This window comes from Chitinophaga sp. RCC_12 (genome assembly GCF_041360695.1).
In the GTDB taxonomy this organism is placed as follows: Bacteria; Bacteroidota; Bacteroidia; order Chitinophagales; family Chitinophagaceae; genus Chitinophaga.
On the sequence record NZ_JBFUPS010000001.1, the window covers coordinates 977,237 to 1,001,560 of the forward strand.

Genomic DNA, 24,324 nt, shown 5'->3' on the forward strand with positions numbered 1-24,324 from the left:
GGTTTGGATGTTAAAAGGTTACGTTCAGTCCGAATGAAAATACCTGTTGCTGGAAGTAATACTGTCCGTTAGAAGAACGGGCTTCCGGATCAATCATTTCCTTCATGTTTGGCGTCCATGTCCATAAGTTCTGCCCGGACACATATACGCGCAGTTGCTGCATATACCAGCGTTTGGTGAGGGAAGACGGCAGGGTGTAACCAAATTCCGCGCTTCTCAGTTTCAGATAAGATGCATCTCTCACCCACCAGGAAGAGAACCGGGTGTTGTAGGCCACCGGCTGATTGGTAGCACGCGGATATAATGCATCCGGGTTGGCTGGCGTCCAGTGGTTATCATAATATAACTTGCTGGCGGAACCCTGCTGATCGAAAGGATATACCAGGTTACCGCCCACCGGTAAACTGATCTGCGCGGCACCCTGTAACAGGAAGTTCAGGTCGAAACCTTTCCAGGATATGGCAGGCGATAAGCCGAAGATCATTTGCGGTACGCCGTTGGGGCGACCGATCACGGTTTCATCATTATCATCTATCACACCATCGGCTTTACCATCCGGGCCACTCAGATCTGCATACCTGAGATCTCCGGGCTTCACCGGTGCATTGGCCAGGGAGGCAATGCCCGCTTTCAACGTTCCGTCTGCATTAAAATCATCCGGTTTATAATAGCCCAGCGCCTTTAATCCGAACTGGGTACCGTTGGCCCGGCCGGTGCGGCGACGATTGGGATTATTAAAAGTGGCATCCGATTCAAATATCTGTAACAGCTTATTTTGCGCATAAGTAAAGTTGCCATTGACATCCAGCTTTAACCCATTGGAAAAAGTATGCGAAGTACCCAGGCTCAGCTCAATCCCATGGTTACTCATAACAGCGGCATTTAATTCAGACAGTCCTGTTCCATACTCCGCTGGTACAGTTACCGTAGGCGGCACCAGCATGTTCGAACGCTTTTCATAGAAATAATCCACTCCGAATGTGAGGGCGCCATCCCACAAAATTCCATCTACCCCTATATCTGTTTTCTTTGCCCGCTCCCAGGTGATAAAGGCATTTCCCTGGATGGTTTCATAGATCCCCGTAGTAAGTGCATTTCCCAATACTGCGGCATTATTATAAACGGCATAACCGCTCATATACTGGAACGGACCTCCTGCAAGATTACCGGATTCGCCATAGGAAGCCCGGATCTTCAGTAAATTGATCCAGCTGTAGTGGTCTTTTATAAAGTTCTCCTGGCCTATGTTCCAGCCCAGTGAAAACGCGGGAAAGAATCCGTATTTACGGCCGGGAGCAAAATAATAATGACCGTCATACCTGCCGGACACTTCCGCCAGATATTTACCTGCATAGCCGTAGCTCAACCTGTATACATAACCTACCTGCCGCTGTTCTGAAGAAGATCCGCCATTACTGATATCGCCGTTGGCTACGCCGCCACGGTCCAGTTCATCAATATCTATAGGGTAATTCCTCCTGCTGGCATCTACATTCCAGCCTTTCTGTATCCGCGATTCCGCTACACCGAGGAAAGTAACATCGTGTGCACCAAACGTATTGTGATAGTTGATATACCCCTGGTAGGTAAACGCTTTATTCTGGCTGTTGCTCAGCTGGAGCGACGGCTTTGCAGGGCCTATCAGCCGTTGCGTATATTCGTAAGGGTTAGTACTGAAGTTTACGCTGTAGGTTGGTATCGGTGTTTGCCATACTTTGGTATAGGTAGTATACGGATCATAGCTGGCCACTCCTTTAATGCTGAGGCCCTTCACGAAAGGCAACTGCTGTTCTACTGAAAAGGTGGTCATGATCTGTGTATTCTCATTTTTCACATAACCGCTGTGGTTAATGGTGCCTACCAGGGAGTTGGTAATATAACTACCCCACAGGCCGTTGCTGTAATAAATGGCAGATGTAGGCGGCGTTCTGAATGCCTGGTACATAATTCCCCCGCCGGCAGCAGCGTAGCGATTGTTCGCATCGCCATTGTAAGGATCGGCATAGCCGGAGTACTGCTGGTCTTCTACCCAGCCACTCAGCGATAGTCCTACGCGGGTAGTGCTGGTAGCCTGCACTTCCAGGTTGGCCAACACGTTATATTTTTTCAGGCTGGTGGTAGAAAACTGCCCATCCTGGTTGGTGTAACCTAATCCCATGTAATACCGGATCTTTTCTGTTCCGCCGGAGAGCTGCACATTGTGATTGGTGAGCAGTGCATTTCTTTGTATTACGTCCCGGAGCCCGCTGCTGTTGGGGTATTTGTCGGGATCCGCATCTGCGGCGCCGGTAACAGTTTTTTTATATTGTGCTACTTCTTCTGGGGTGAAAGCAGGACTTAATCCGCTGTTCACGTTAGCTTCATTACTTAATAGCGCATACTCCCATGAATTAACCATTTGGGGCATACGCGTTGGATTCTGGATACCAACATAGCCGTTATAGGACAAGGTAGGTACGCCGGTTTTACCTTTTTTGGTAGTCACCAGTATTACACCATTAGCGCCGGCCAGGCCATAGGGCGCCACTGCTGCCGCGTCTTTCAGGATGGTGATGGACTCAATAGAAGCAGGGTCCAGCCGGGAAAAATCACGATAAATACCATCTACTACCAGCAAAGGATTGGCGTTACCTAAGGTGGAGGTACCCCTGATGCGAAGGCGGGAGCCATCCTGGCCAGGTTCGCCACTGCCCTGGTCTGCAATAATACCAGGCGCCCGCCCTACGAGGTTATTGGTAAGATTGACCACCGGCTTTTGCGCAAAATCCTTTCCTTTCACCGTGGATACTGCGGCGGTGGTAGTGGCTTTCTGTTGCGTGCCATACCCTACTACAATAACCTCTCCCAGTGCAGTGGAGCCTTCTTTCAACTGTACATCGATATGGGATTGCCCGGCAACAGGTACTTCTTTTGTAACATACCCGATAAATGAAAATACAAGGATAGCATTTTCATTGTTGCCGGCAGGGATATTAAAACGGCCTTCTGCATCGGTATTAGCACCTGTAGAGGTACCTTTCAGCCGTACATTTACCCCCGGAAGCAATTCGCCTTTGGCGGAGGTAACTGTTCCGGATATACGCTTTTCCTGTATGACCGTTTTGGAAGGAGCCGGTTTAGGCACAATAAAAATATAGCGGTCGTTTTGCCGGTAGGTGAGATTTGTTTTTGCCAGCAGGAGATCCAGCGTGGCGGCAACCGTCCGCGTACCGGCGGGCAGGTTCACCTCGCCGGTACGGCTTAGTTCTGCAGCCCTGTAACCAAAGCGGAAATCTGTTTGCTGCTCAATTTCTTTTAACGTGGCCTCCAGGCTTTTGCCCGAAATACCCAGTGCAATTTTTGTCTGGTGGATATCCTGGCCGTTTGTTCTGCCAGCCATCAATAGCTGGCAGCAAAAAAGCACTATGGCCAGTGTTATCGTGGAACATCTCATAATCCAAAGGATTGTTTTGTTCAGGATAAGACGCTCATAAGGGCGCATCCGTCCCTTACTTACTGAAAAAATCATAGATTTGTTTGGTTTTAATCGGTTGACATACTGAGTTTAAGAACCATCCGGTTACGGGTACTTGCCTGTACCTGTAACCAATTTTCAGGTATCGTCGTGGTTGCCTCCACGGCGATACTTTTTTAAACTGATTTCATAACGTAATTTCTTTGCCGCTATACGGGCTAATCGAAGTGGAATTTTTTCATGGTACATGATTATAGTGATGAATAAATAAACCGTGTTAACATCCCTTTCCACTGATAATAATGTTGCTGCCGCTCATCTTCCAGGAACACCCGTTGAGCTCACAGATCATTTTCATCACTTCCCCGATATTCTCCCCATGTAAAAAAGAAAGAGAAAAACGGCAGTTACGGATGGCGTCATTCCCCAGTTCCACCTGTACATTATACCACCGCCCAATGATGGCGGCAGCCTGCTCCATTGTTACATTATCCATGATAAGCTCCCCCTTTTTCCAGGCCAGCAATGATGCTGCATTCACCGTAACAATTTTCGCCTGCCGGCTTGCCGCTTCATACTCCAGTTTTTGGTTGGGATGTAATATGCCTAATGAGGTAGTTCCTGCTGCCACACTCACTTTTCCGCTAACCACCGTTACCGCCAGCTGCGACTGCTGATAGGCCTGTATATTGAACACTGTTCCCAGTACTTTCACCGCTACATCACCACTATGCACAATAAACGGCTGCTGATCCCTGCGGGTAACGTCAAAACAGGCTTCTCCCTCAACATATAATTCCCGGGTGTTACCAGTAAAGGCAACCGGGTACTTCAGTTTACTGCCGTTATTCAGCCATACTTCCGTGCTGTCTTCCAGTACCAGTCGTACCCGCTTGCCTGCGGGCGCCAATACTTCTTCATACACCAAAGCAGGTTGTCCGGCAGGTTTGGTAAGCAGCCAGGCCGCTACACCTGCTCCGATCAACACCAGTATCCCCGCGGCATACGCAAGCCAGCGACGGGGTTTCAAAACGGGAACATCCTCCGAAAAACGGGGGTTCTCTTTAATCTGGTCATAAAGTGATTGGGCTTCTACGGGTGACAGCTGCGAGGCGGGCGTAAGTCCCGACCAGGTTTTGTCGAATGGCGACTGAACCGCATCATCGGATTCAGCCTGCCGCAACAACAACATCAATTCTTCAAATTCCTGTTCATTGATGGTGTTGCCTGCCAGTTTTGTCAGCAAAAGATGTATACGATGTTCATCCACGTGAAATACAATTTATCCCGGGCAGAAAAAAGCCGGTATAGTGCAATACACGCAGAGGGGACCTATCGGGTAGTCAAAAAAAATATATTTTTAAAATAACAGGGAGAATGCCAGGAAGCCAAAAACAATTTCAGCTTCATTAAAGTGGGTACGCAATACTTTCAGCGCAGCCATCATATGGTATTTGACAGTATGGGTGGAGATGTTCATACGGACGGCTATTTCTTCATAAGAGAGCCCTTCAAACCTGCTCAGACGGAAAATTTCCTGTTGCCGGGGAGGCAAAATATTCAATATCTGCACGGTAACCCTTTCGAGATCTGCCCCCAGTATGGCTTCCTCTGTATCATTGTGGTAAGCAGGAACAGATTGCCAGAGTTTCATGGAAGCAGCACGGCTACTGGCCGCCTGCCGTAACATATTTAAAGTGACCCGCCGGGCAATGGTATAAACATAAGGCGCCAGGGCATAATCTGTACTTAGCTTTAACCGGTGTTCCCAAAACCGAAGCATCGTTTCCTGTACCACTTCCTTTCCCTGCTCTTTATTTTTCAGGAAATGACAGGCCAGGCCGTATATTTTCTGATTAAACCGGTCAAATACCTCACGAAACGCCGTCTCATCTCCCGCCTGTAGCCGAAGAATCAATTGCACATCCAGTGATTCCGTGTTATTTTCCAAATCCGGTAGTAAATGACGCTTATAAATAATAAGATAGTTGGTCTGATTGCTGGCGCGCTGAATGATCTCTGGCGCTATACCCCGAAAGTAAACTTTTTTTTCAAAACCATATGTCAACAAACAGGAAAGACCGGTGAAAGAAGCTCCCACCGGTCTTTACCTGTACAAAGTATATTAATTGTCTATTGCTTTACAAAAGTATACGTCTTTCCTGCCTGTGTATCCAGGTCGTATAATATCGTCTGTGGCAACGGCAGTTCCTCTACCTTAGCTTTTTCACTCACCAGGGCCGGAGCTGTTGGTGTTACTTCAAAGAAAGGGTTGGTTTGATCACCACCGGCTGCTTTCAACTGTCCGTTTCCCCGGAGCGCATTGGGTACGCGGAGGCGGCAGTTGCCACCCAGTGTGGAACGGATGGTGATTTTACTGAGCTGACCATTTTCCCATACCATCTCCCGGATTTCAAAACCACCCCGGGCACGCAGGCCGCTCACACGTCCGTTCTTCCAGTCGTCCGGAAGCGCCGGCAACAGGTGGATGGCGCCATCCTGGCTTTGCAGCAGCATTTCGCAGATCCCGGCGGTGCAGCCATAGTTCCCGTCGATCTGGAAAGGAGGATGTGCATCAAAAAGATTGGGGTAAGTACCGCCGCCACCATACTTTACATTACCTCCGTCCACCGGGGTAAGCTGGTCTTTGATCAGCTTCCAGGCATGATTGCCATCCAGCAAACGCGCCCAAAGGTTCACCTTCCAGCCCATCGACCAACCCGTGGACACATCACCACGTTGCAGCAGCGAAGTGCGTGCCGCGCTGAACAAAACAGGCGTGCGATAGGGAGAGATCTGGTTGGCAGGATACAAGCCAAATAAATGTGACACGTGACGGTGCTTGTCGTCCGGATTATCCAGGTCCTGCAACCATTCCTGCAACTGGTTATGCTGGCCCACCTGCATAGGTGGTAAGCGCTTGCGGGCGGCCTTCATTTTTTCCACCAGCGCTTTATCAGTTTGTAAGATTTCAGCGGCATGGATGGTATTGGTAAACAGATCAAATACCAGTTGATTATCCATGGTGGCGCCTGCCGCAATGGATATGCCGGGGTAAGCTTTCGGGCTATTTTCCGGCGACATGGAAGGCGATACCACCAGCCACTTATGCACCGGCTCTTCTACCAGGAAATCCAGGTAAAACTGCGCGGCGCCTTTCAATGCAGGATATACCGTTTGCAAATATTTCTTATCCCCGTTAAACAAATACCTTTCCCAGGTGTGCCGGCTTAACCAGGCGCCTCCCATTGGCCACATAGCAGAATAAATCCCGTCTACCGGGCCTGTAATACGCCACAGGTCAGTGTTATGATGCGCTACCCATCCGCCGGCGCCATACATCACTTTTGCGGTTTCCCGGCCGGTAACAGATAAGTCCTTCACCATTTCTATGAGTGGCTCATGCATTTCAGAAAGGTTTGTTTCTTCCGCAGGCCAGTAATTCATTTCTGTATTAATGTTGATCGTATACTTACTTCCCCAGGGTGGGTTCATCAACGGGTTCCAGATGCCCTGCAGGTTTGCCGGCTGGCCACCCGGTTGAGAAGCAGCTATCAGCAGGTACCTGCCAAACTGGAAATACAATGCTACCAGCTGCGGATCGTTGCCGTTCCTGAAATCCCTTAACCGGATATCTGTTGTATTTTTGATAGAATCGGTAGTTCCTAAATCCAGTTGTACGCGGTTAAAAAAGTGCTGGTAAGCCGCTATATGATCTTTCAGCAGACCTGCGAAATTCTTTGGCCATACCTTCGACATATACGCCGTGGTGCGCTTTACTTCATCGCCGCTAATGTCGGCGTAGTTTACAAAGTTGGTGGCAACAGACACATAGATGGTTACCGCATCGGCGCCGGCAACACTAATGGCGCTACCATTGGCGGAGGCTTTACCACCGCTGGTTTTAAACTTTACCTGCGACTGGAATTTTACTTTTCCCGGTACGCCTTCCCTATCCCCGCTGATACCGGATAACACCAGTTCATTATTCCCGCTGGTAACTACATTCGATTTTTGCTGGCTCTTCATACCGGCGTTAAAAGTAATACTGCCGGGCTTATTGGCAGTAAGCTGTATAATTATCGCCTGATCCGGTATAGAAGCAAATACCTGCCTGGTATACTTTACGCCGTTTACCGTGTAGCTGGTAGCGGTTACCGCTGTTTGCAGATCCAGTTCCCGCGTGTAACCGGTGTACTGCTCATGACCGGGAAAAACCAGTTCCAGGTCTCCCACCGGCTGATAGCACATGCCGTTGATTTTTTCTGACTGGATATTTTTTGCGGCCATCTCGCTGGCCTCTTTCATTTTGCCATCAAAGATCAGTTGCCTGATTTCCGGCAATGCAGCCAGTGCATGGGGGTTATCGTTGCGGTTGGGGCTTCCGCTCCAAACCGTATTTTCGTTTAGCCGTATCAGTTCGCTTCCGGGATTGCCGTATACCATTGCGGCCAGCCGACCGTTGCCTACCGGCAATGCGGCTTCCCATATTTTGCCCGAAGGCTTATCGTACCTGAGTTTCAGTTCTGTGCGCTGCGCCAATGCAGGCAGCGATGTTAGCAATGCTATAACGCAAACGGCTATAGTGTGTTTGTTCCTTCGCATGAGTTTTTGTAATTAAGTGGAATTTTAGCTACTCCGGACTGCTTTCTTTCAAAACGCCGGACTGATCATTGGGGCCGCCGCATTTTTTCAGAAAAATGCGGCGGCAAGGAACAAAATACAAATTATAATTGGCTGTGCATCATCGAAAATAATGGCAAATTTCTTCACCTTTGTTTTGCCTTCAGGGGCATTCCAAACGCGTTAATTTCCCAGGAGCAGGGCGCTCATGATAAGATGACAAAAGTTTTCCGGAACTGCCGGTATGCGGACGCTATTCTGCCCGCATGCTTTTCACCGGGTCTGCCAGTGCAGCTTTCAGCGCCTGGTAGCTGATTGTGCCAATGGCAATAATACCTGCAATGATGCCCGACACGGCGAATACCCACCAGCCGATATTGATCCGGTAGGCAAACTCCTGCAGCCATTTGTGCATAAAATACCAGGCTACCGGTGTGGCTATAACAAAGGAGATTAATACCAGTTTAAGAAATTCTTTTGACAACAGGTTCACGATATCTGTAACAGATGCTCCCATTACTTTGCGGATGCCTATTTCGCGGGTACGTTGTATGGCGCTGTAAGAAGCCAGTCCTAGTAAACCAAGACAAGAAATAATAATCGCCAGCAGGGCGAAGTCGAAAAAGAGTTTACCAAAACGTTCTTCGGCGCGGTATTGCCTGTCGAAGAATTCGTCCAGGAAATAATAACTGAAAGGCCGGTTAGGCATCAGTGTTTTCCACTTCTGTTCAATAGCGGCGATGGTGCCTGACAAATCTCCCGGCGCCACATTCACGGACACCACTTCGCAATCCTGCGGCTCCATCCGGATGGTGAGCGGCTTAATATCCTCCTGCAGTGAACGGAAATGAAAATCTTTTACCACGCCGATGATAGTGCCTTCGTGGCCCCACTGCCGGTAGCTTCTGCCAATGGCTTCATCGGGAGTGGTGTAGCCAAACAGCTTTGCGGCCGCTTCATTGATCACTAGGGCATGGGCAGAGTCGCTGCCATAGTCGCGGGAAAATCCACGGCCGGCAACTATCTTCATTTTATATTGTTGCAAAAAATTATAGTCCACAGAATACAGGTCCAGGTTGGCCACCTGCATATCGCCTTGTTTATTCTGAATTTCTGAGTAAGCGCCATTGGTTGTTCCGCCGGGGATACCTGATGAAATGGTAACGGAATTTACTTTTGGAATATCTTCAATAGATGTCCTGAAAGTATGTTTTGCCGGGTCGCCATGTGTATCGATCACCAGCACCTGGTCTTTGTTAAAGCCCAGGTCTTTACTGTGTATATAATGCATTTGCAGGTATACCACAATAGTGCCTGTGATCAGTGCAATGGAAATCGCAAATTGTGTTACCACCAGTCCTTTGCGGAGGAAAATGCCTTTGGTACCGGTAGAGAACCGGCCCTTCAATACCGTTACCGGTTTAAAGGACGACAATACCAGCGCCGGATACATACCCGCCAGCAAACCTATCCCTATGGCCGCTGCCAGCAATGCCCCGATGTACCAGGCATTGGCAAACAAACCGGTGCTGATCGTTTTACCCGCCAGCAGGTTAAAGGATGGCAGCAATACTGCAAACAATATAATAGTAAATACAAACGCCATTAAACACAACAACACACATTCCCCGATAAACTGCCGGATCAGCTCCGCGCGGGTGGCGCCTACTACTTTACGTATACCAATCTCTTTCGCCCGCTCTACTGATCTTGCAGTGGTAAGATTGATGAAGTTAATACAGGCAATAAACAATATAAAAATGGCAATAACGGAAAAAATGTACACATTGGTTATACTGCCATTCTCAAAAGAAGGCCGGTCGGAATGCAGGTAGATCTGCTCCAGCGGTTGCAGTAAAACGGTATAGAGCATTTTGGACTTTCTTCTCTCGTCGCCATTATGCCGCTCTATAAAGTCCGGGAACTTTGCCGCCAATGCACCAGCATCTGTGTTGGGTTTCAGTAGCAGGAAAGTAGTGGCGCCGAAATTGCCCCATGAGTCATCGAGGCGCGGATTTCTACTCACCAAAAAAGACATCGACACCAGCATATCTGCTTTGATCTGCGAATTCTGCGGCATGTCTTCCATCACGCCGGTGACGGTGACCGGTACCAGCTCGCCGGTGAGCTGCACGGTTTGTCCTACCGGATCTGTATTCCCGAAATATTTCTTAGCAGCTGTTTTACTCAGCACCACAGCGTTCACATCTCTCAGCGCTGTAGCTGGGTTACCATCAATAAGTTTGAAATCAAATACCCGGAAGATCGACGAATCCGCAAACATGGAATGCTCTTCCTGGAAACTGATGTTACCTTTCTTCACCAGCAAATTAGCGCGGTTAACCCGCGTAAATGCTTCCACCTCCGGAAAGTCATGCTGCATGTTCGGTCCAAACGTCCATGGCGTACTTCCGCTTTTTATCATTTCACTCGGTGTTTTTATATCACAGATAACGCGGTAGATACGGTCTCCCTTACTATGAAACTTATCATAGCTCAGTTCAAAATGTACATACAGGAAAATGAAGAAGCAGGCAGTAAGACCAATAGTGAGGCCCATTACATTGATAAAAGAAAAAACTTTATTTCTCCAGAGATTGCGCCAGGCAATTTTGAGATAGTTTTTAAACATCAGCAGGAAATTGGATTTTGAAAGATATCTATCTCACGGGACCGCGCAGATGACTGCGAAGAAAATGCCAGTGACAAGGGGTATTAGGATCAGGCGGAATTGAATATATTAAAAGTATAATTTGTCCGGATTTAAGACAGGGGGTGTCCGGAAATGGACGGTTGCAAAATAAGTAAGGATTCTCCTGTGCAGAAAATCCTTACATGAATAAAATATTGTTGCAATTACTAAATATTCCTTGTGGTGTTGCCTGCATTAATTAAATCCCTGATTTCTGAGGCTTCCGAATTATAGTAATACGACATAATTGAAGAATACCGTTGATATAGATCATCCCCTTTCCGTAGGTCCTTTTCCTTAGACCCCAATATAATTCTCATTTTCTTTGAAAGGATATCAACTTTCTTTGTTCTCCCGGATTTTGCAAGGTATTTCCTTTTCATACTGAACTAAATTAAGATATTTCCACGGAATTCGAACAGTTTTGCAGGGTTATCATTCAATAAATCGATACAATAGGGTAGCTGCCCTTTAGGAACGTCTGTAGAAATTGCACCATAACTGGAAATAAAACTATATAACTTATTTTTTATCAAATAGTACGTTAGGCATGGATCATTTCCATAGCCGTCAAATATCAATCCGATAGGAACGTACCTTTTTGTTTCATAAAATCTATGAATTGCACGAACAGTTGCCTTGTGTCTCAAAAGGGAAACTAAAGTTAAATGCACTTCATATTGTTTGAAATGTAAAAATTCCGCCAAGTCAATTATTGCATTTACATCCTGCCCAATTTTCGGCAAAAGAATGTTATAGCCCAAATCAATGGACTTCAGTGTCAAAGAGGGTACTTCCGGATTTGGATTCGAAATAATCTTACTCGATTCCTCATGTACCAGGGATGCACCAAATGGATATTTTGAATATTCCGGTAGTTTCCGCTTTGCAAAGTCTGCGTCTAAAATTATCGCGCCAAAATTATCAGCCACAAGACATGCAATAGACGATTTCCCAGAAGCTGGTAACCCAATCAGAATATATGCCTTCTTATTCCTGACAATGCCTCCAACGGGAAGAGCTCCACCTTTCCCCAGGCAAATGTCCTCATCATTAATTAATCTCGTCTCTGACAATAATTCATCAACGATTAAAGCTCTCAAAGCCTCCCTGGAGGGCTCATCAAAAAACCTTTTGTCCCGGTATTTAGTTCCGGAATATGTCTGCATTTCATATGGCACATTCAATATGCCGATTTCGCCCTCAACTATGCCCGGAATAATTCCATCTAAACCAGACGGATCAAAATCAAGGACATGCCTTAAAAAAAACTCAACTTGTTTCTCTTCTATTAAAACCCTCGAATATTTCTGACTCATTAACTAGATACATTTTCAGATACATTACCCACTTAACCTGCATACTCATTCAGTGAACTTCCGGTGTTGCATCCCCTTTCAGTCCCGGCGTACATCCAACCTCCCGCTTCCCACCAGGTTCTTATGGGTTAAACAATACGCCAACAAATGTATCTTTCCGATACAAAACATCCGTAAAGAACAGGTTAAAAGAAAATGATTAACAAAAAAAAGATGACCAGTAGAAACTGATCATCTTTCATAACTCCGAAAAATAAATTACCACACAAAAGTAGCCACACTGCCGGCAGGTAAAACAGGCACCACCTGCTTCCCCTGGTACTTCAGGTTAAAAGAAGCAGCAGCATTATTATCATTCAATACAATCAGCGCCTTTTTTCCGTCGGGGCGTTTAAAGGCCACACTGTATAAATTCCCGCCACTGTTGCTGCCAATCCTTACAGAACCCGCAGGTACAAATTTGGATGCATGTGCAATGATATAGTAGGCCACATTCCGCGTAACATTGCTGCCGCTGATGGTAACCGCACCTTTGCATTCAGTGCAGCCGCCGGGGGTATGCGGACCGTAATCAGGATCGTTGGCCAGGTTCCATTCCAGCGCAGTACGACTATAATTACGCATGCTCCCGATGATCACATTTTTTATATGCCATTTCAGATCGCCGTCGAAACCGCCGGTAGCACTGGTCCATTGCTCGGTAAAATACAAGGCCTTTTCAGGCGCCGCGGCGTGAACAGTAGATAACGCGCTGATGTCGCCTGCATAGAGGTGAAAGGCACTGCCATGCACAAACTTCGCGGCCGCTGCATCGGCGAGGATGGTCAGCGGATAATCCGGGTGATCGCAGTTGTGATCGTATACAATAATTTTGGTGGCGATTCCTGCCGCCGCAAAGGCCGGCCCCAGATTGTTTTTGATAAAGTCGCGCTGCGCTTCCGCCGCCATTTTCAGACTGGGATTATTGTCGGGATTCAGTGGTTCATTTTGTGGTGTGATGGCATCAATAGTAACACCGGCTGCTTTCATCTGCTGCAGGTATTTCACCAGGTATTGTGCATACACTTCGTAGTATTTTGCTTGCAGGACGCCTCCTTTAAAAGAACCATTGTCCTTCATCCATACCGGTGGACTCCATGGCGTTGCGAGTATTTTCAGCTGCGGATTGATCAACAGTATTTCTTTCAGCAAAGGGATCAAACCTGTGCCCGCGGACATATCTGCATCCAGGGAAAAATGCGTCAATGACAGATCGGTTTGTCCTGCCGGTACATCATTATAGGTAAAAGGCATGGCATTCAGATCAGAGGCGCCTATGCTGATGCGCAGGTAACTGATGCCAATGCTGTTAGCGGTATTGCCAAACAGCTCCTGTAACAGTTGCTGCTTCGCAGTAGCATTCATGGCATTGATCAGTTGTGCGCTCCCGCCGGTAAGGGTGTAGCCAAAGCCATCTACTTCCTGGAAAGCTGTGCTGCTGTCCACTTCAATTGTCGTGTAACCATTAGCGTTGGGGCTACTGAATACCGGCAGCCCGCTTCCTGGTTTCAGCAGGCTTTGCTGATCCCCGGTGGTAACCCACCAGTTAACTGCGGCGCCGTTAGCGCCACTGGTATCTACCGGTGTTAAGGGCTGTGTAATGCCTTTACTGCCGGAGCAGGCAAAGAGCGCCAGCGCAAGACCGCCGGCAAATAATATAGGGCGAAATATTTTTTGCATATGAAAGGGTATTTAAACAAAGAGCCTGGTGTTATCCAGGCTCCTGTTCCGTTTTCATTTTTATAATTGCACTTACTTATTGATGTTAGGATTGCTGTCTATTTCGTCCTGGGAGATAGGGAAATACAATTTATCCGTAGTTACATTGTAGTTCAGGTTGTTGCCGTTGCCGTCTTTCTGTGCATTCATTACCGGGATAGCGCGGTTGGTGCGGAGCAAATCATACCAGCGGTGGCCTTCAAATGCCAGTTCCAATTGTCTTTCCTTCTCCACTGCCAGGCGCAGTGCTGCCTGTGTTCTGGCAGGGGTGTCGCCCAGCTTCGCACGATGCCTGATTTTATTGATATAGTATTGTGCCCCGTTGGTAGTGTTATCCAGCTTGTTCAGCTCTGTTAACGCTTCTGCTTTCAGCAACAGGATGTCGGCATAACGAAGGCGGTAAGTATTGCTTTTACCATCGGCATCATTGTATTTATAGATCACCGGAACTGGTTGTTTCCAATAGTCATCGGTCCAGGAAACATTCACGAATTTAATGCTGGCCGCTTTCCGCACTGCGTCGCCTTCTGCATCAAAGGCAGCTACGATCGTATGGGAAGGAATATTGAACTTTTTCCAGTCGCCCCACATAAACGGTGTATTCATACCCGTTACCCAGTTCTGGTGTAAAACACCATCAAACTGTGTTTCCCAGATGGACTCGATATTATTCTTTCCTGCTACGGTAAACAGGGTAGCAAAATCCGGCACCAGGTCGTAACCACCGGCGGTTACAGCATCACAGTAGGTAACCACTTTGTTCCAGTCGGGGTTTGGTTTTTGTGCATATACTTTTGCCAGCAAAGCATTCACGGCGCCTTTCGCCACAATCCCTTTGTTACCTGCAGGCGGATTATCACGGACACGGGTCAATGCATATTCCAGGTCCTGAATGATCAGCGCATATACTTCTTCCGCAGGCTTTTTAGCCACATACATACTTTGCAGGTCTGTTGGAATAGCAGTGATGATCGGGATTTCCTTCCAGCTTCTGATCAGGTTAAAGTAATGCCATGCGCGCAGGAAAGATGCCTCTCCCATGATCTCCTCGCGGCGTTCAGGGGTTAATCCTTTGTCATCCGTGGTGGGGGTGATGCTGAGGATCAGGTTACAGTTTTTTATATCGGTGTACAGGTATTTCCAGTCTCTTTTCACGTTACCGTTGATGGAATTAACGGTGAACTTATCAATGGAAAAGTTTGCTGCGTTGTCACCACCTGCGTAACCATTATCTGCCGATATATCTCCGTTGGTCAGGAAATCGGAGGTGTAATACTCGTCATACATATTATCGTAGGCGCCCAGCAGCAGCGACTCTGCAGTGGCAGTTTCCGACTGGGAAATTGGCTTCTTGTCCAGCAGATCCTTTGTGCAGGATGACAACAAAGACACGCTGAGAAAACCGGTAGCTATATAAGAAGTGAATTGTTTCATACTTGGAATAATTAATTGTTAAGACTAAAACTCAGCATTCAAACCAAAGATAAAGGCGCGTGATTGTGGATAGGTTCCATAATCGATACCCATAGCCGGACCGTTGGCAGCATCCTTGCTCACCTCCGGATCCAGTCCTTTGTACCTGGTAAATGTCAGCAGGTTTTGTCCTGTCACATACACATTCAAACGGCCAACGCCGATATGTTTCAACAGATCATTTGAAAATTTATAGCTCAGCGTAGCTGACTTCAGGCGCAGGTAAGAACCGTTTTCCACGAAGCGGGAAGACGACGCACTGTTGATGGTATTTCCTTTTTCAGCTTTTGGAATATCTGTAACATCTCCTGCCTGTTTCCAGCGGCGCAATACTGCGGTGCTTTGGTTCTTGGAGTCATACAAACCTTCCAGTTCCATACGGGTGGCGTTGAAGATCTCGTTGCCCTGGATACCCTGGAAGAAAAGATTCAGGTCGAAGCCTTTGTAACTGATGCTATTTGTGAAACCATAGATGAAGTCGGGTTGCGCATTGCCAATCCAGGTGCGGTCGCCATCGGATAATTTCTTGTCGCCATCCAGGTCTGCGTAAATCATGTTACCGGTAGCAGGATCAACGCCCTGTGCCACGTAACCATAAAATGCACCGAGGGGATGACCCGGTTCTACGCGGATAGCGTTACCTCTTTCATACACATCTCCATAACCTAAACTTGGTGTAGGACCGAGGTTCAGGACCTTATTGCGGTTCATGGAAATATTACCATTCGCATTCCATTTCACTTCTTTATCGATGATCAGTGCATTCACACTCAGTTCCACTCCTTTATTTTCTATGCTGCCCACATTGTAACGTTGGGTACCAAAGCCGGAACTGGCGGGTGGCTGGATATCCACCAACAGGTCGTTGGTTTTCTTGATATAGGCGTCAGCGGTGATGTTGATGCGACTGTTCAGGATACTCAGGTCCACGCCCACGTTGCTCTGGGTAGTTTTTTCCCAGGTCAGGTCATTCTTTGGCAGGTTGGTGAAGTTCAAACCACCGGTGCCATTGCTGGTGAACAGCCGGCGCCAGTCGTAATCCCCGATACCGTCGTTTCCTGTTTTACCCCAGCCTGCGCGGATTTTCAGGTCATTTACGATACCGTCTTTGCTGAAGAAGTCTTCATTGGAAATACGCCATGCTGCTGATACAGACGGGAACCATCCGTAACGTGCATCGGGTGCAAACCTCGACGAGCCATCATATCGCATGGTAGCGGTGAACAGGTATTTATCGGCATAACCATAATTCAGGCGACCCAGGTAAGAACGTTTGCCCCATTGACTTTTAGTCACCTCCTGTTTTTCACGGATAGTGGAACCTGTCAGCGTGGGTATCTTATCACTGGTATATCCTTTGGCAATATCATCGGTGAAATTATAATCAGATTCCTGCATGGTATGACCAACCATAGCGCCCACATTGTGTTTGCCAAACTGTTTGTTATAGCTCACGGTGTTTTCCCATAACCATACAAAACGCTCGATCGACTGGGATTTACCATAACCAATTTTTTCCTTCGCGCCGTAATCAGTAGAATAAGGATCCAGGAAATAATCATAACGGTAGCCTTCCGATTCCGCACCGAGGTTGGAGCGGAAATGCAGTTCCGGCAGGATGGTGAAGTCCGCGCTTACATTGCCCAGGAAACGGTTGTTGATGGCTTTCTGCTGTGGCGCAAAAGCATAGGCGATAGGATTCTGCCAGCTTTTGTTATTTGGGTTAGATGTATAGGTGCCATCTGCGTTATAAATACCGATGGTGGGCGGTGATGTTAAGGCCGACAGGATCGTGCCTCCTCTCGCTACGCCACTGTTATCCGGCACATCTACGTAAACGGATCTGTTGAACGACAGGTTGGAGGCCAGTGTCAGCCAGTCTTTCACTCTGTTATCGATGTTGGCCCTTACAGAGTAACGGTCATAATCTGCCGGCGCTACCACTCCTTTTTGTTTCTGGTAACCGCCGGACACATAGTAATGTCCTTTCTCGGTACCACCGGAAACACCTACCTGGATATTCTGCTCACGGCCGGTTTTAAATGTTTCTTTCTGCCAGTCGGTGTTCAGGTTATTAGGATCAGTGATGCCCAGCTCGCCCATCAGCGTTTGGTATTGGGCGGTATTCAGTACATCCATTTTCTTAGCGAAATTGGACATACCGGTATAGGCGTTTACAAATACTTTCGACTGGCTGGTTCCTTTTTTAGTGGTAACGAGCACCACGCCGTTCGCTCCGCTGGCGCCATAGATAGCGGCGGAAGACGCATCTTTCAGCACAGAGAAACTTTCAATATCGCTCGGATTCAGGAAGTCAATGTTTGGCACAATCACCCCGTCTACTACAAACAGCGGGTTATTGCTGGCATTCAGGGAGGTATTACCACGGATGCTCACGTTCAGTCCTGCTCCGGGTTTGCCGGAAGGCGCGGTAACGGTTACACCGGCGGCCTGGCCCTGTAAGCCTGCTGCGGCGCTTACAATGGGTCTGCTTTCAAAAGCATCTGCTTTCACAACAGATACTGCACCGGTAATATCTTTCTTCCGCTGGGTACCATAACCCACTACCACCACTTCATTCAGCTTACTGTTTTCTGCGGTCAGCTTTACGGTGATATGCGTTTGTTCGCCTACCACCACTTCCTGCGGCTGGTAACCAATAAACGAAATCACCAGCACGGCTTGTTTGTCGGGAACCGGCAGGGTGAATTTACCATCGGGAGAGGTGGTGGTGCCAGTAGTGCTGCCTTTTACTCTCACGGTAGCGCCGGGCACCGGTAAACCGTCTTCACCGTTTACCACACCGGTTACCACTATATTCTGACGGCCATCGGCAGGTGTGAGGAACAGCAGGATCTGCTGGCTGTCGATCACCTTAAAGTCGATGCCCATAGGCTTTAAAATATCATCAAAAAACTCCTTCAGCTGTCTGGATTTCAGCTCTACGGATACCTTCCGGTTTACATCCACCATATCGCTGCTATAGGCGAAATTCACGCCCGTCTGGGTCCGGATCTGGTTCAGCAGCTTCCTCACGGAAGTTTGCTCTGCCGAAATGGAGATCGGTTTTTCCAGCACAGACTGTGAGTTCACCTTATTGGCGTACAGCGACAGTGAAAAAACGGAAGCAAGAATAAGTTGAACAGCAGTTAATCTCATAACGTAGTAGATTACGGCAGCGAATCGCTTTTTTTTCATAACTTGTGTGGCTTTGTTTCGTTAATTGAAAGTTTGCGGACATAGCGCATTTTAACCGCGGCAAACGGTTAATTTTACTAAACTGGTAATGCCCCACATTACCAGTTTTTTCTTTTGGTGACTTTTATAATATGTTCATTAATTACATCCTTTCCCTTTTATATAAATGGTGGTACCCTTTACTTCATATGAAGCCTGAACAGATTGGCAAATAATGTCCAGCTTCTCGTATAGATGTTGTTTTGTGATATCTCCTGTAAAATGACAACGGCTGAATTGCCCGTTATCTGTTTCAATGGTAATGGCATAAGTATCTTCCAAAGCCTTTAATACCTCTTCCAGCGAAGCATCTTCATAACTGAACGTGGGCTGCTTTTCCGGTGCTGTAACCGGCTTTGGATCGTCTACCAGCGAGGTGGTGAACTGGTTATTTTCTGTTTTATACGTAACCTTCTGGTTGGGTGTAATAATAATGCTGTTGGCAGATGCGGTAAATAAAGTATCATTCTTCTTCTTCCGCTCATAAACAGATACTTTCCCGGTTACCACGGCTACTTCTACTTTATGACTTACTTTGTCGTGGCTCACATAAAAACTGGTTCCCAATACCTCTGCCAGCACTCCTTCGCTGGTGTGTACGATGAAATGCCTGCTGGCATCGTGCGCTATCCGGAAAAAAGCATTTCCGCTGAGGTATACATCTCTTGTATGACCACTGAATGCAGGCGGATAATACACAATGCTCCCCGGTTCCAGCCTCACCTCCGATCCGTCACTCAGCGCCACTTCCCGGTTGTTGTCTGTTTCATTGAAAACGGATACATATCCTCCCGGGATAGGCTCCTGTGTAAATATATTCTTTGGCGTAATGGTCCGTTGCTGCGACCACCAATACCAGGCGCTTGTAACGGCCAGTAAGAAGCAGCCCGCAATAGCCAACCGCGCTACCTGCCGGGGCCACATCCGCACTACCGGGGTTTCCGGTTCCCCACTGCCAACGGTGGCAGTTACATTGGACCAGATCCGGCTTTCAATCCGTTGCTTTTCTTCTGCAGATATCTCTATTTCACTTTCGTTGATAAATGAACGGTACCAGGCCAATACCAGTTTTTCCTCCTGCGGGGTGCATTGCCCCGAAAGATATTTTTCAAGCAGGTCGTCGAATTCATATTGGCTCATGGAATCAGTTTATCTGATTACATTGACGCATAACTGAATTAAACCCCTAAAAAAAATTTAAAGAATTTTACAGGAAGGAAGACATATAGCCGCGGAGCCGCTGCCGCAGCAGTTTTATAGCCTTTGTGATATGATATTCCACGGCCTTTTCGGTGAGATCGAGGTTGCCTGCTATTTCGCGGACCGACTTATTTTCAAAACGGCTCAACCGGAAAACGGCCTGGGTTTTCTCCGGCAGCTCCCGCAACGTTTTTTCGATGTCTTTCAGGAGAAGCTCCCTGTTCACATCTTCTTCCGTTGTATTTACCAATGGATCGGTGTCCAGTGTTTCCATGTATTTTTCTGCCGTCATCTTCCTGCGCTGGGAATCGTGCAGGCTATTTCTGAGCGAAACAGCCAGGTAAGCGCCTATATTATGGATCACCACCTTGCGCCGGTTGGTCCACAACCGCTCAAAAATGGTCTGGATCAGCTCTTCCGCCTCGTGCTGGGAACTCGTGCGCTTCACAGCAGCGCTGTACAGTTTGAACCAAAATCTTTTATAGATTTCTTCAAACGCACGCATATCCTCACTCACCTGGAAAGCTGTCACCAAATCCTCCTCATCATACAGGGAATAATTGCTGCTATCTTCTTTCATGTTGCTCTACCAAACCTAACCGGCAAAATAAGCGCTTTTATCCCGGATGCCCAAAATACCTTTCCATTTATCAGCGCATTCCCGCCACCGCGCGATATATACGCATTTGGCATTTCCCGCACTTATCCTCTTGATAACGAAGGAATTTAGGTGGAGATTTGTTAAAGAAGCAGGGGCCATTATAACAGCACAAACAGTCCCCAAAAAATTCTAATGAAGAACACCCCAAAAGCAACTGCTTCCGATTTAAAATAACCCCAAAAAATAATGTCATGAGCTACCAGTTCAAAGGCAATTTAAAGGGCCTCCTGTGCGATAAATATTGCATAGAAGCCATTGCCAATGTTAAGATCCGGCTTTACCGGGCCGCCGTTTCCCGGGAAGTTGTACTGCAGGCTACTGCTGCAGAGAAGGAAACCTTCCATGAAGTATCTGCAGAAGAAGCCAAAAAGAAAGCCGGCAACCTGCTGGCAGAAGCCCTCACCGATGCGGAAGGCAACTTCGCCTTTTCTCTTGGAAAGGAAAGTAAATATGAAGGTGAAGCCTTCGAAATCGACTTCGAATGCGGCAATGTGCCACGCCCCAAACCTTACCCCGGCAAACTGCCCACCCTGCAGTTTCACATCACCACCCTCCAGCCACGGTGGCGCGGACAGGAAAATGATTTCTTCGCCGCCTGGGATTATGTAATCCCCAACCGCTGGTGGTGTCTCATCCGCGCTAAATACGATGCATGGGTCATCTGCGGCCGCGTGATCAACTGTAAAACCCAGAAACCCCTCGAAGGCCTGCGCGTAGCCGCTTTTGATGTAGACTGGCTCCAGGATGACCCGCTCGGCAGCCAGCTCACCGATGCTACCGGGCATTTCCGGATAGATTATACCATGGTCGACTTCAGCCAAACGCTGCTGTCGCCCTGGCTCAATGTGGAATGGCCGGCAGGACCCGATCTCTATTTCAGCATTACCGAACCCGTATCCGGCGCCGTATTGCTGAAAGAGGACCGCAGCGTAGGGCATCGCGCCGACCGTACCAACCGCGGCCCCTGCTTCTGCATAGAACTCTGCGTACCGGATGATATCACGCCGAACAACGAAGTACCAGCCCTCTTTGAAAGAGTAGGCGCCTACGACATAGGCCCTACCGGCGCCCAGTTTGATGCACAGGGTTATACTACAGATGTGCCCCGTCTTTCTTTCTACGGTGCGCTCGATCTTAACGGCACCCTGCCCAGCGGCACCAACTCCAATGAAATGGAATACCGCTTCCGCATCATCAACGCCGATACCAGCTACGAACTCAGCGCCACACAGGTACTCAGCGCCCTGCTGCCATTCAAGATCGGTGAACTGCTGAAACAAACCGGCCCCACCACCTGGACACACGACGCGGTCATTGTTACCCCGGCCATCAACGGCGCCGGAGAAGTGTGGATCCCGGTACCACGCGGCAATAACTTAACCACCGGTATCTTCACCCCTACTAATGGTGTACTGGCTATCCTCAACACTTCCCAGCTGGCGCTCAATGCCGCCGGCACCACCTTCGCAAGGGATAATTTCGATCTCACCGCCCCCGCTGTACTCGTGGCCGGCAACGCCGTACCACCTGCACAAAGAGCAGGCATCCATACTTTCAAAATTATCTTCGAAGCAAGAAAAGTTGGCACCACTACACTCACCGCTATCAATACACTGGAAAAAATAGTCGTGTCCAATGTAAATTATAAACAAAGAAGACACCCGGGATGGGGCTACACGGGCGATGAAAATATCCTCGCAGCAGCCATGCTCGAAATTGGGGAAACTACCGGCAGCGGCCATGGTTGCGGAGGCATCACCACCACCGTTACCGCGCAATACACTATTGCCCACCCGCATATCGAGGCATTCACCCTCCGCTTTGAAGGCAACCCGGTACTCCCGGCATCCTTCCACGGCGGACCACCACCAGCAGCAGCAGAATACCATAACAACAGCCTGGTATTTTCTACCGCCGGAATGGAACCCTGCGCGTATATTCTCTGGCTGGATCTGCAATTAGGTCTTACCAACGGCTACCAGAAAATACCACAGGTACATGATCATATTGCTTTCTGCAAAACAGCTTAAACACAAAAGCTGTCTTAAAAGGGCGGCTCAGAAAAGGTCCATTTAATTAAGTTGCAAAAATGGGGCAGTTCATGATTTATGAACTGCCCCCATTTTATTTGATTTGTATGAAGTTTTTTTCAAACCAGATTCCGTATAGCCGATTATCTTTCTTGTTTCAAGATACTTTTTTAGGCCTTTTAAAAAGGGCCGCCTTTTATTCACAAATTATTTCGCTAAAATGTAAAAAACAGTGTCAATAAAAAAAAGTACGTCATTCTTTGCGATAACGTTTTCATCATGCATGTCTTCTAATATCAACCCAAACTCTTCATTGAAATAATCCTGTCGCCTGGTGTTCAGAAAACCATTATAGGTGAGGTGTTCTTTGATTGCCGTCAGGTCTGCTTGCTCCCCTTCAACAAATGGCTGTTTGAGGACAGCGAGTAACGGTGCATCTTTATTGAAGGTAATACCAATCAGCTCATAGGCGGTATTAGGAAACAGTATATTATGGATTACCAGACTATTAAAATACTCCAACCAGGTAGCGTAATAAACAGCATCATTAATTTTGATTACATGTCTTTGATCTGGAGCAAGATAAATTTTGGCTTCACCTCCGTGGGTTAAATATTAACTTCCTTTCGGTAGGGCTGTTAGCCATCCACCATTTTTTTCAACGTGAGCTTTTAGGAAGATAGCCTGCTTTTCTTTGAGAATTGAGCGACCTTCGAATTCTCCTTTAACAGTCGGACTTGAGCCAAAGCTTTGGACAAGGAGATTTCTGATTGTTGTGCAATGATCTTCTTGCCCTTCGAGGACATCTCCTCTAATGATATTTTGAAGTTTTTGTCTGATTTCATCTGAGATCATTTATGCAATTATAATTCAAATCACTGAAAAATAAAAAACATATTGAATATCAACAATTTATATACACCAACACACTTTAGAGTCAGTTAAGTTTTAAAAAAGATAACAAAACCGAGCAGCCAAAAATAAAAAAGTGATACAACGTTTTTTATCTGTCAGTTCCAGTTTTCAGGCCCGTTTTAAAACGTAAAGGATCAGGAGTAAAGTGAAGTCGCCAAACTGTTCGCGCAAACTTTCGAGTGCACTGTATATCAGCTTGTAGGCGCCCACTACATTCATGTGCATAATGTCAGCGATCTCTTCGTAAGAAAGATCCTCATAGTATTTCAGGAATACCGCCTCCCGTTGCCGGTTAGTAAGAATAGAGAGCAACATATCTACTTTGGCGGTAAGTTCCTCCATACGTTCTTTCCTCACCATCGGATGCCCGCCGATAAGTTCCAGTTGAAAAGGAATATGTTCCCCACTCAGCTCTTCCTCATGCCGCGAAGGATTATAATCCAGCTTCCGAAGCAGGATACGCCGGAAAGAAAGATACATGTACTGTTTCACCACTGCCGGACTTTCAATACGCTCCCTGTTTTGCCATAGCTTCAGGAAAAGATCCTGCATGCTTTCTTCTATGCATACATTATCGGGCGTAAATTTAAATCCGTAGTTCGTGAGCGGGGAATAATACAATTCATATAATCCTTCCAGGGCTTTTACATCTCCTTCTTTATAGGAGTACCATAATTCATTATCATGCATGATGTTGGAATAATGGGATTAGTTTCATAAGAAGGGGCAAAATACAGCAAAAATCGTTTACGGCAAAATGCACAACCGTTGCCGGGACGAAATTAACCGTTCCTGTTTTTTTGCTCCTGCTGGTATAATAATTTTAGTTAAATTAGCCTTATACACTATGATAAAGTACTGAAGAAGATAAGATACCCGGTAAGTTTTTGCTTTATTTATCAAGTCGGAGCCATGATCAATACTGCCGGGAAGCGATAGTGATATCAACCAGAATGTAATAT

General features: G+C 47.3%; 14 protein-coding genes and 1 pseudogene. 1 reads left to right on the top strand and 14 read right to left on the bottom strand.

The features are described 5' to 3' along the window. Positions 1–10 precede the first annotated feature (10 nt). The 11 genes from AB6805_RS03880 to AB6805_RS03930 all read right to left on the bottom strand — a co-directional run bounded on the left by AB6805_RS03880 (position 11) and on the right by AB6805_RS03930 (position 20,336). Positions 11–3,433: a TonB-dependent receptor gene (locus AB6805_RS03880; protein ID WP_370908140.1), complete on the bottom strand. Its 3,423-nt coding sequence runs from the start codon at positions 3,431–3,433 to the stop codon at positions 11–13. A gap of 298 nt (positions 3,434–3,731) precedes the next feature. Beyond that, positions 3,732–4,724, bottom strand: coding sequence for a FecR family protein (locus AB6805_RS03885; protein WP_370908141.1), 993 nt, complete (start codon positions 4,722–4,724; stop codon positions 3,732–3,734). A 90-nt stretch (positions 4,725–4,814) separates the two neighbouring features. Beyond that, entirely contained in the window at positions 4,815–5,405 is a 591-nt protein-coding gene (locus AB6805_RS03890; protein WP_370908142.1) for an RNA polymerase sigma factor, read from the bottom strand. A gap of 182 nt (positions 5,406–5,587) precedes the next feature. Continuing rightward, positions 5,588–8,059 (bottom strand): glycoside hydrolase N-terminal domain-containing protein, encoded by a 2,472-nt coding sequence (locus AB6805_RS03895; protein WP_370908143.1) that lies wholly within the window; start codon positions 8,057–8,059, stop codon positions 5,588–5,590. Between the two features lie 271 nt (positions 8,060–8,330). Next, positions 8,331–10,709 (bottom strand): ABC transporter permease, encoded by a 2,379-nt coding sequence (locus AB6805_RS03900; protein ID WP_370908144.1) that lies wholly within the window; start codon positions 10,707–10,709, stop codon positions 8,331–8,333. 449 nt (positions 10,710–11,158) lie between these two features. Next, positions 11,159–12,088: a zeta toxin family protein gene (locus AB6805_RS03905; RefSeq protein WP_370908145.1), complete on the bottom strand. Its 930-nt coding sequence runs from the start codon at positions 12,086–12,088 to the stop codon at positions 11,159–11,161. A gap of 258 nt (positions 12,089–12,346) precedes the next feature. Further along, positions 12,347–13,807 carry a glycoside hydrolase family 30 beta sandwich domain-containing protein gene (locus tag AB6805_RS03910; protein WP_370908146.1) on the bottom strand — a complete coding sequence of 487 codons (1,461 nt, stop codon included), beginning with the start codon at positions 13,805–13,807 and terminating at the stop codon, positions 12,347–12,349. A 72-nt stretch (positions 13,808–13,879) separates the two neighbouring features. Continuing rightward, entirely contained in the window at positions 13,880–15,280 is a 1,401-nt protein-coding gene (locus tag AB6805_RS03915) for a RagB/SusD family nutrient uptake outer membrane protein (RefSeq protein WP_370908147.1), read from the bottom strand. 24 nt (positions 15,281–15,304) lie between these two features. Beyond that, positions 15,305–18,478, bottom strand: coding sequence for a TonB-dependent receptor (locus AB6805_RS03920; protein WP_370908148.1), 3,174 nt, complete (start codon positions 18,476–18,478; stop codon positions 15,305–15,307). Between the two features lie 177 nt (positions 18,479–18,655). Further along, positions 18,656–19,696, bottom strand: coding sequence for a FecR family protein (locus AB6805_RS03925; RefSeq protein WP_370908149.1), 1,041 nt, complete (start codon positions 19,694–19,696; stop codon positions 18,656–18,658). Positions 19,697–19,763: 67 nt separating this feature from the next. After that, the gene (locus AB6805_RS03930; protein WP_370908150.1) at positions 19,764–20,336 is read right to left on the bottom strand and encodes a sigma-70 family RNA polymerase sigma factor; all 573 of its coding nucleotides are present in this window, start codon (positions 20,334–20,336) and stop codon (positions 19,764–19,766) included. A 272-nt stretch (positions 20,337–20,608) separates the two neighbouring features. Here AB6805_RS03930 and AB6805_RS03935 point away from each other — a divergent pair, with 272 nt between their 5' ends. Then, positions 20,609–22,447, top strand: a complete 1,839-nt coding sequence (locus AB6805_RS03935; RefSeq protein WP_370908151.1) for a hypothetical protein — start codon at positions 20,609–20,611, stop codon at positions 22,445–22,447. A gap of 207 nt (positions 22,448–22,654) precedes the next feature. Here AB6805_RS03935 and AB6805_RS03940 read toward each other — a convergent pair. The 3 genes and pseudogenes from AB6805_RS03940 to AB6805_RS03950 form a co-directional block, all read right to left on the bottom strand. Beyond that, positions 22,655–23,050, bottom strand: a pseudogene (locus AB6805_RS03940) (hypothetical protein); the annotation flags it as partial. A 12-nt stretch (positions 23,051–23,062) separates the two neighbouring features. Further along, entirely contained in the window at positions 23,063–23,302 is a 240-nt protein-coding gene (locus tag AB6805_RS03945) for a hypothetical protein (RefSeq protein ID WP_370908152.1), read from the bottom strand. A 168-nt stretch (positions 23,303–23,470) separates the two neighbouring features. Next, complete coding sequence (locus AB6805_RS03950; RefSeq protein WP_370908153.1) at positions 23,471–24,052, bottom strand: RNA polymerase sigma factor; 582 nt, start codon at positions 24,050–24,052, stop codon at positions 23,471–23,473. Between the last annotated feature and the right edge of the window lie 272 nt (positions 24,053–24,324).

Excerpts from the sequence above, each read along its gene's own strand:
- AB6805_RS03880 (WP_370908140.1), bottom strand. The coding sequence starts at position 3,433 with ATGAGATGTTCCACGATAACACTGGCCATAGTGCTTTTTTGCTGCCAG.
- AB6805_RS03895 (WP_370908143.1), bottom strand. The coding sequence starts at position 8,059 with ATGCGAAGGAACAAACACACTATAGCCGTTTGCGTTATAGCATTGCTA.
- AB6805_RS03900 (WP_370908144.1), bottom strand. The coding sequence starts at position 10,709 with ATGTTTAAAAACTATCTCAAAATTGCCTGGCGCAATCTCTGGAGAAAT.
- AB6805_RS03905 (WP_370908145.1), bottom strand. The coding sequence starts at position 12,088 with ATGAGTCAGAAATATTCGAGGGTTTTAATAGAAGAGAAACAAGTTGAG.
- AB6805_RS03910 (WP_370908146.1), bottom strand. The coding sequence starts at position 13,807 with ATGCAAAAAATATTTCGCCCTATATTATTTGCCGGCGGTCTTGCGCTG.
- AB6805_RS03915 (WP_370908147.1), bottom strand. The coding sequence starts at position 15,280 with ATGAAACAATTCACTTCTTATATAGCTACCGGTTTTCTCAGCGTGTCT.
- AB6805_RS03920 (WP_370908148.1), bottom strand. The coding sequence starts at position 18,478 with ATGAGATTAACTGCTGTTCAACTTATTCTTGCTTCCGTTTTTTCACTG.
- AB6805_RS03925 (WP_370908149.1), bottom strand. The coding sequence starts at position 19,696 with ATGAGCCAATATGAATTCGACGACCTGCTTGAAAAATATCTTTCGGGG.
- AB6805_RS03930 (WP_370908150.1), bottom strand. The coding sequence starts at position 20,336 with ATGAAAGAAGATAGCAGCAATTATTCCCTGTATGATGAGGAGGATTTG.
- AB6805_RS03935 (WP_370908151.1), top strand. The coding sequence starts at position 20,609 with ATGAGCTACCAGTTCAAAGGCAATTTAAAGGGCCTCCTGTGCGATAAA.
- AB6805_RS03945 (WP_370908152.1), bottom strand. The coding sequence starts at position 23,302 with ATGATCTCAGATGAAATCAGACAAAAACTTCAAAATATCATTAGAGGA.
- AB6805_RS03950 (WP_370908153.1), bottom strand. The coding sequence starts at position 24,052 with ATGCATGATAATGAATTATGGTACTCCTATAAAGAAGGAGATGTAAAA.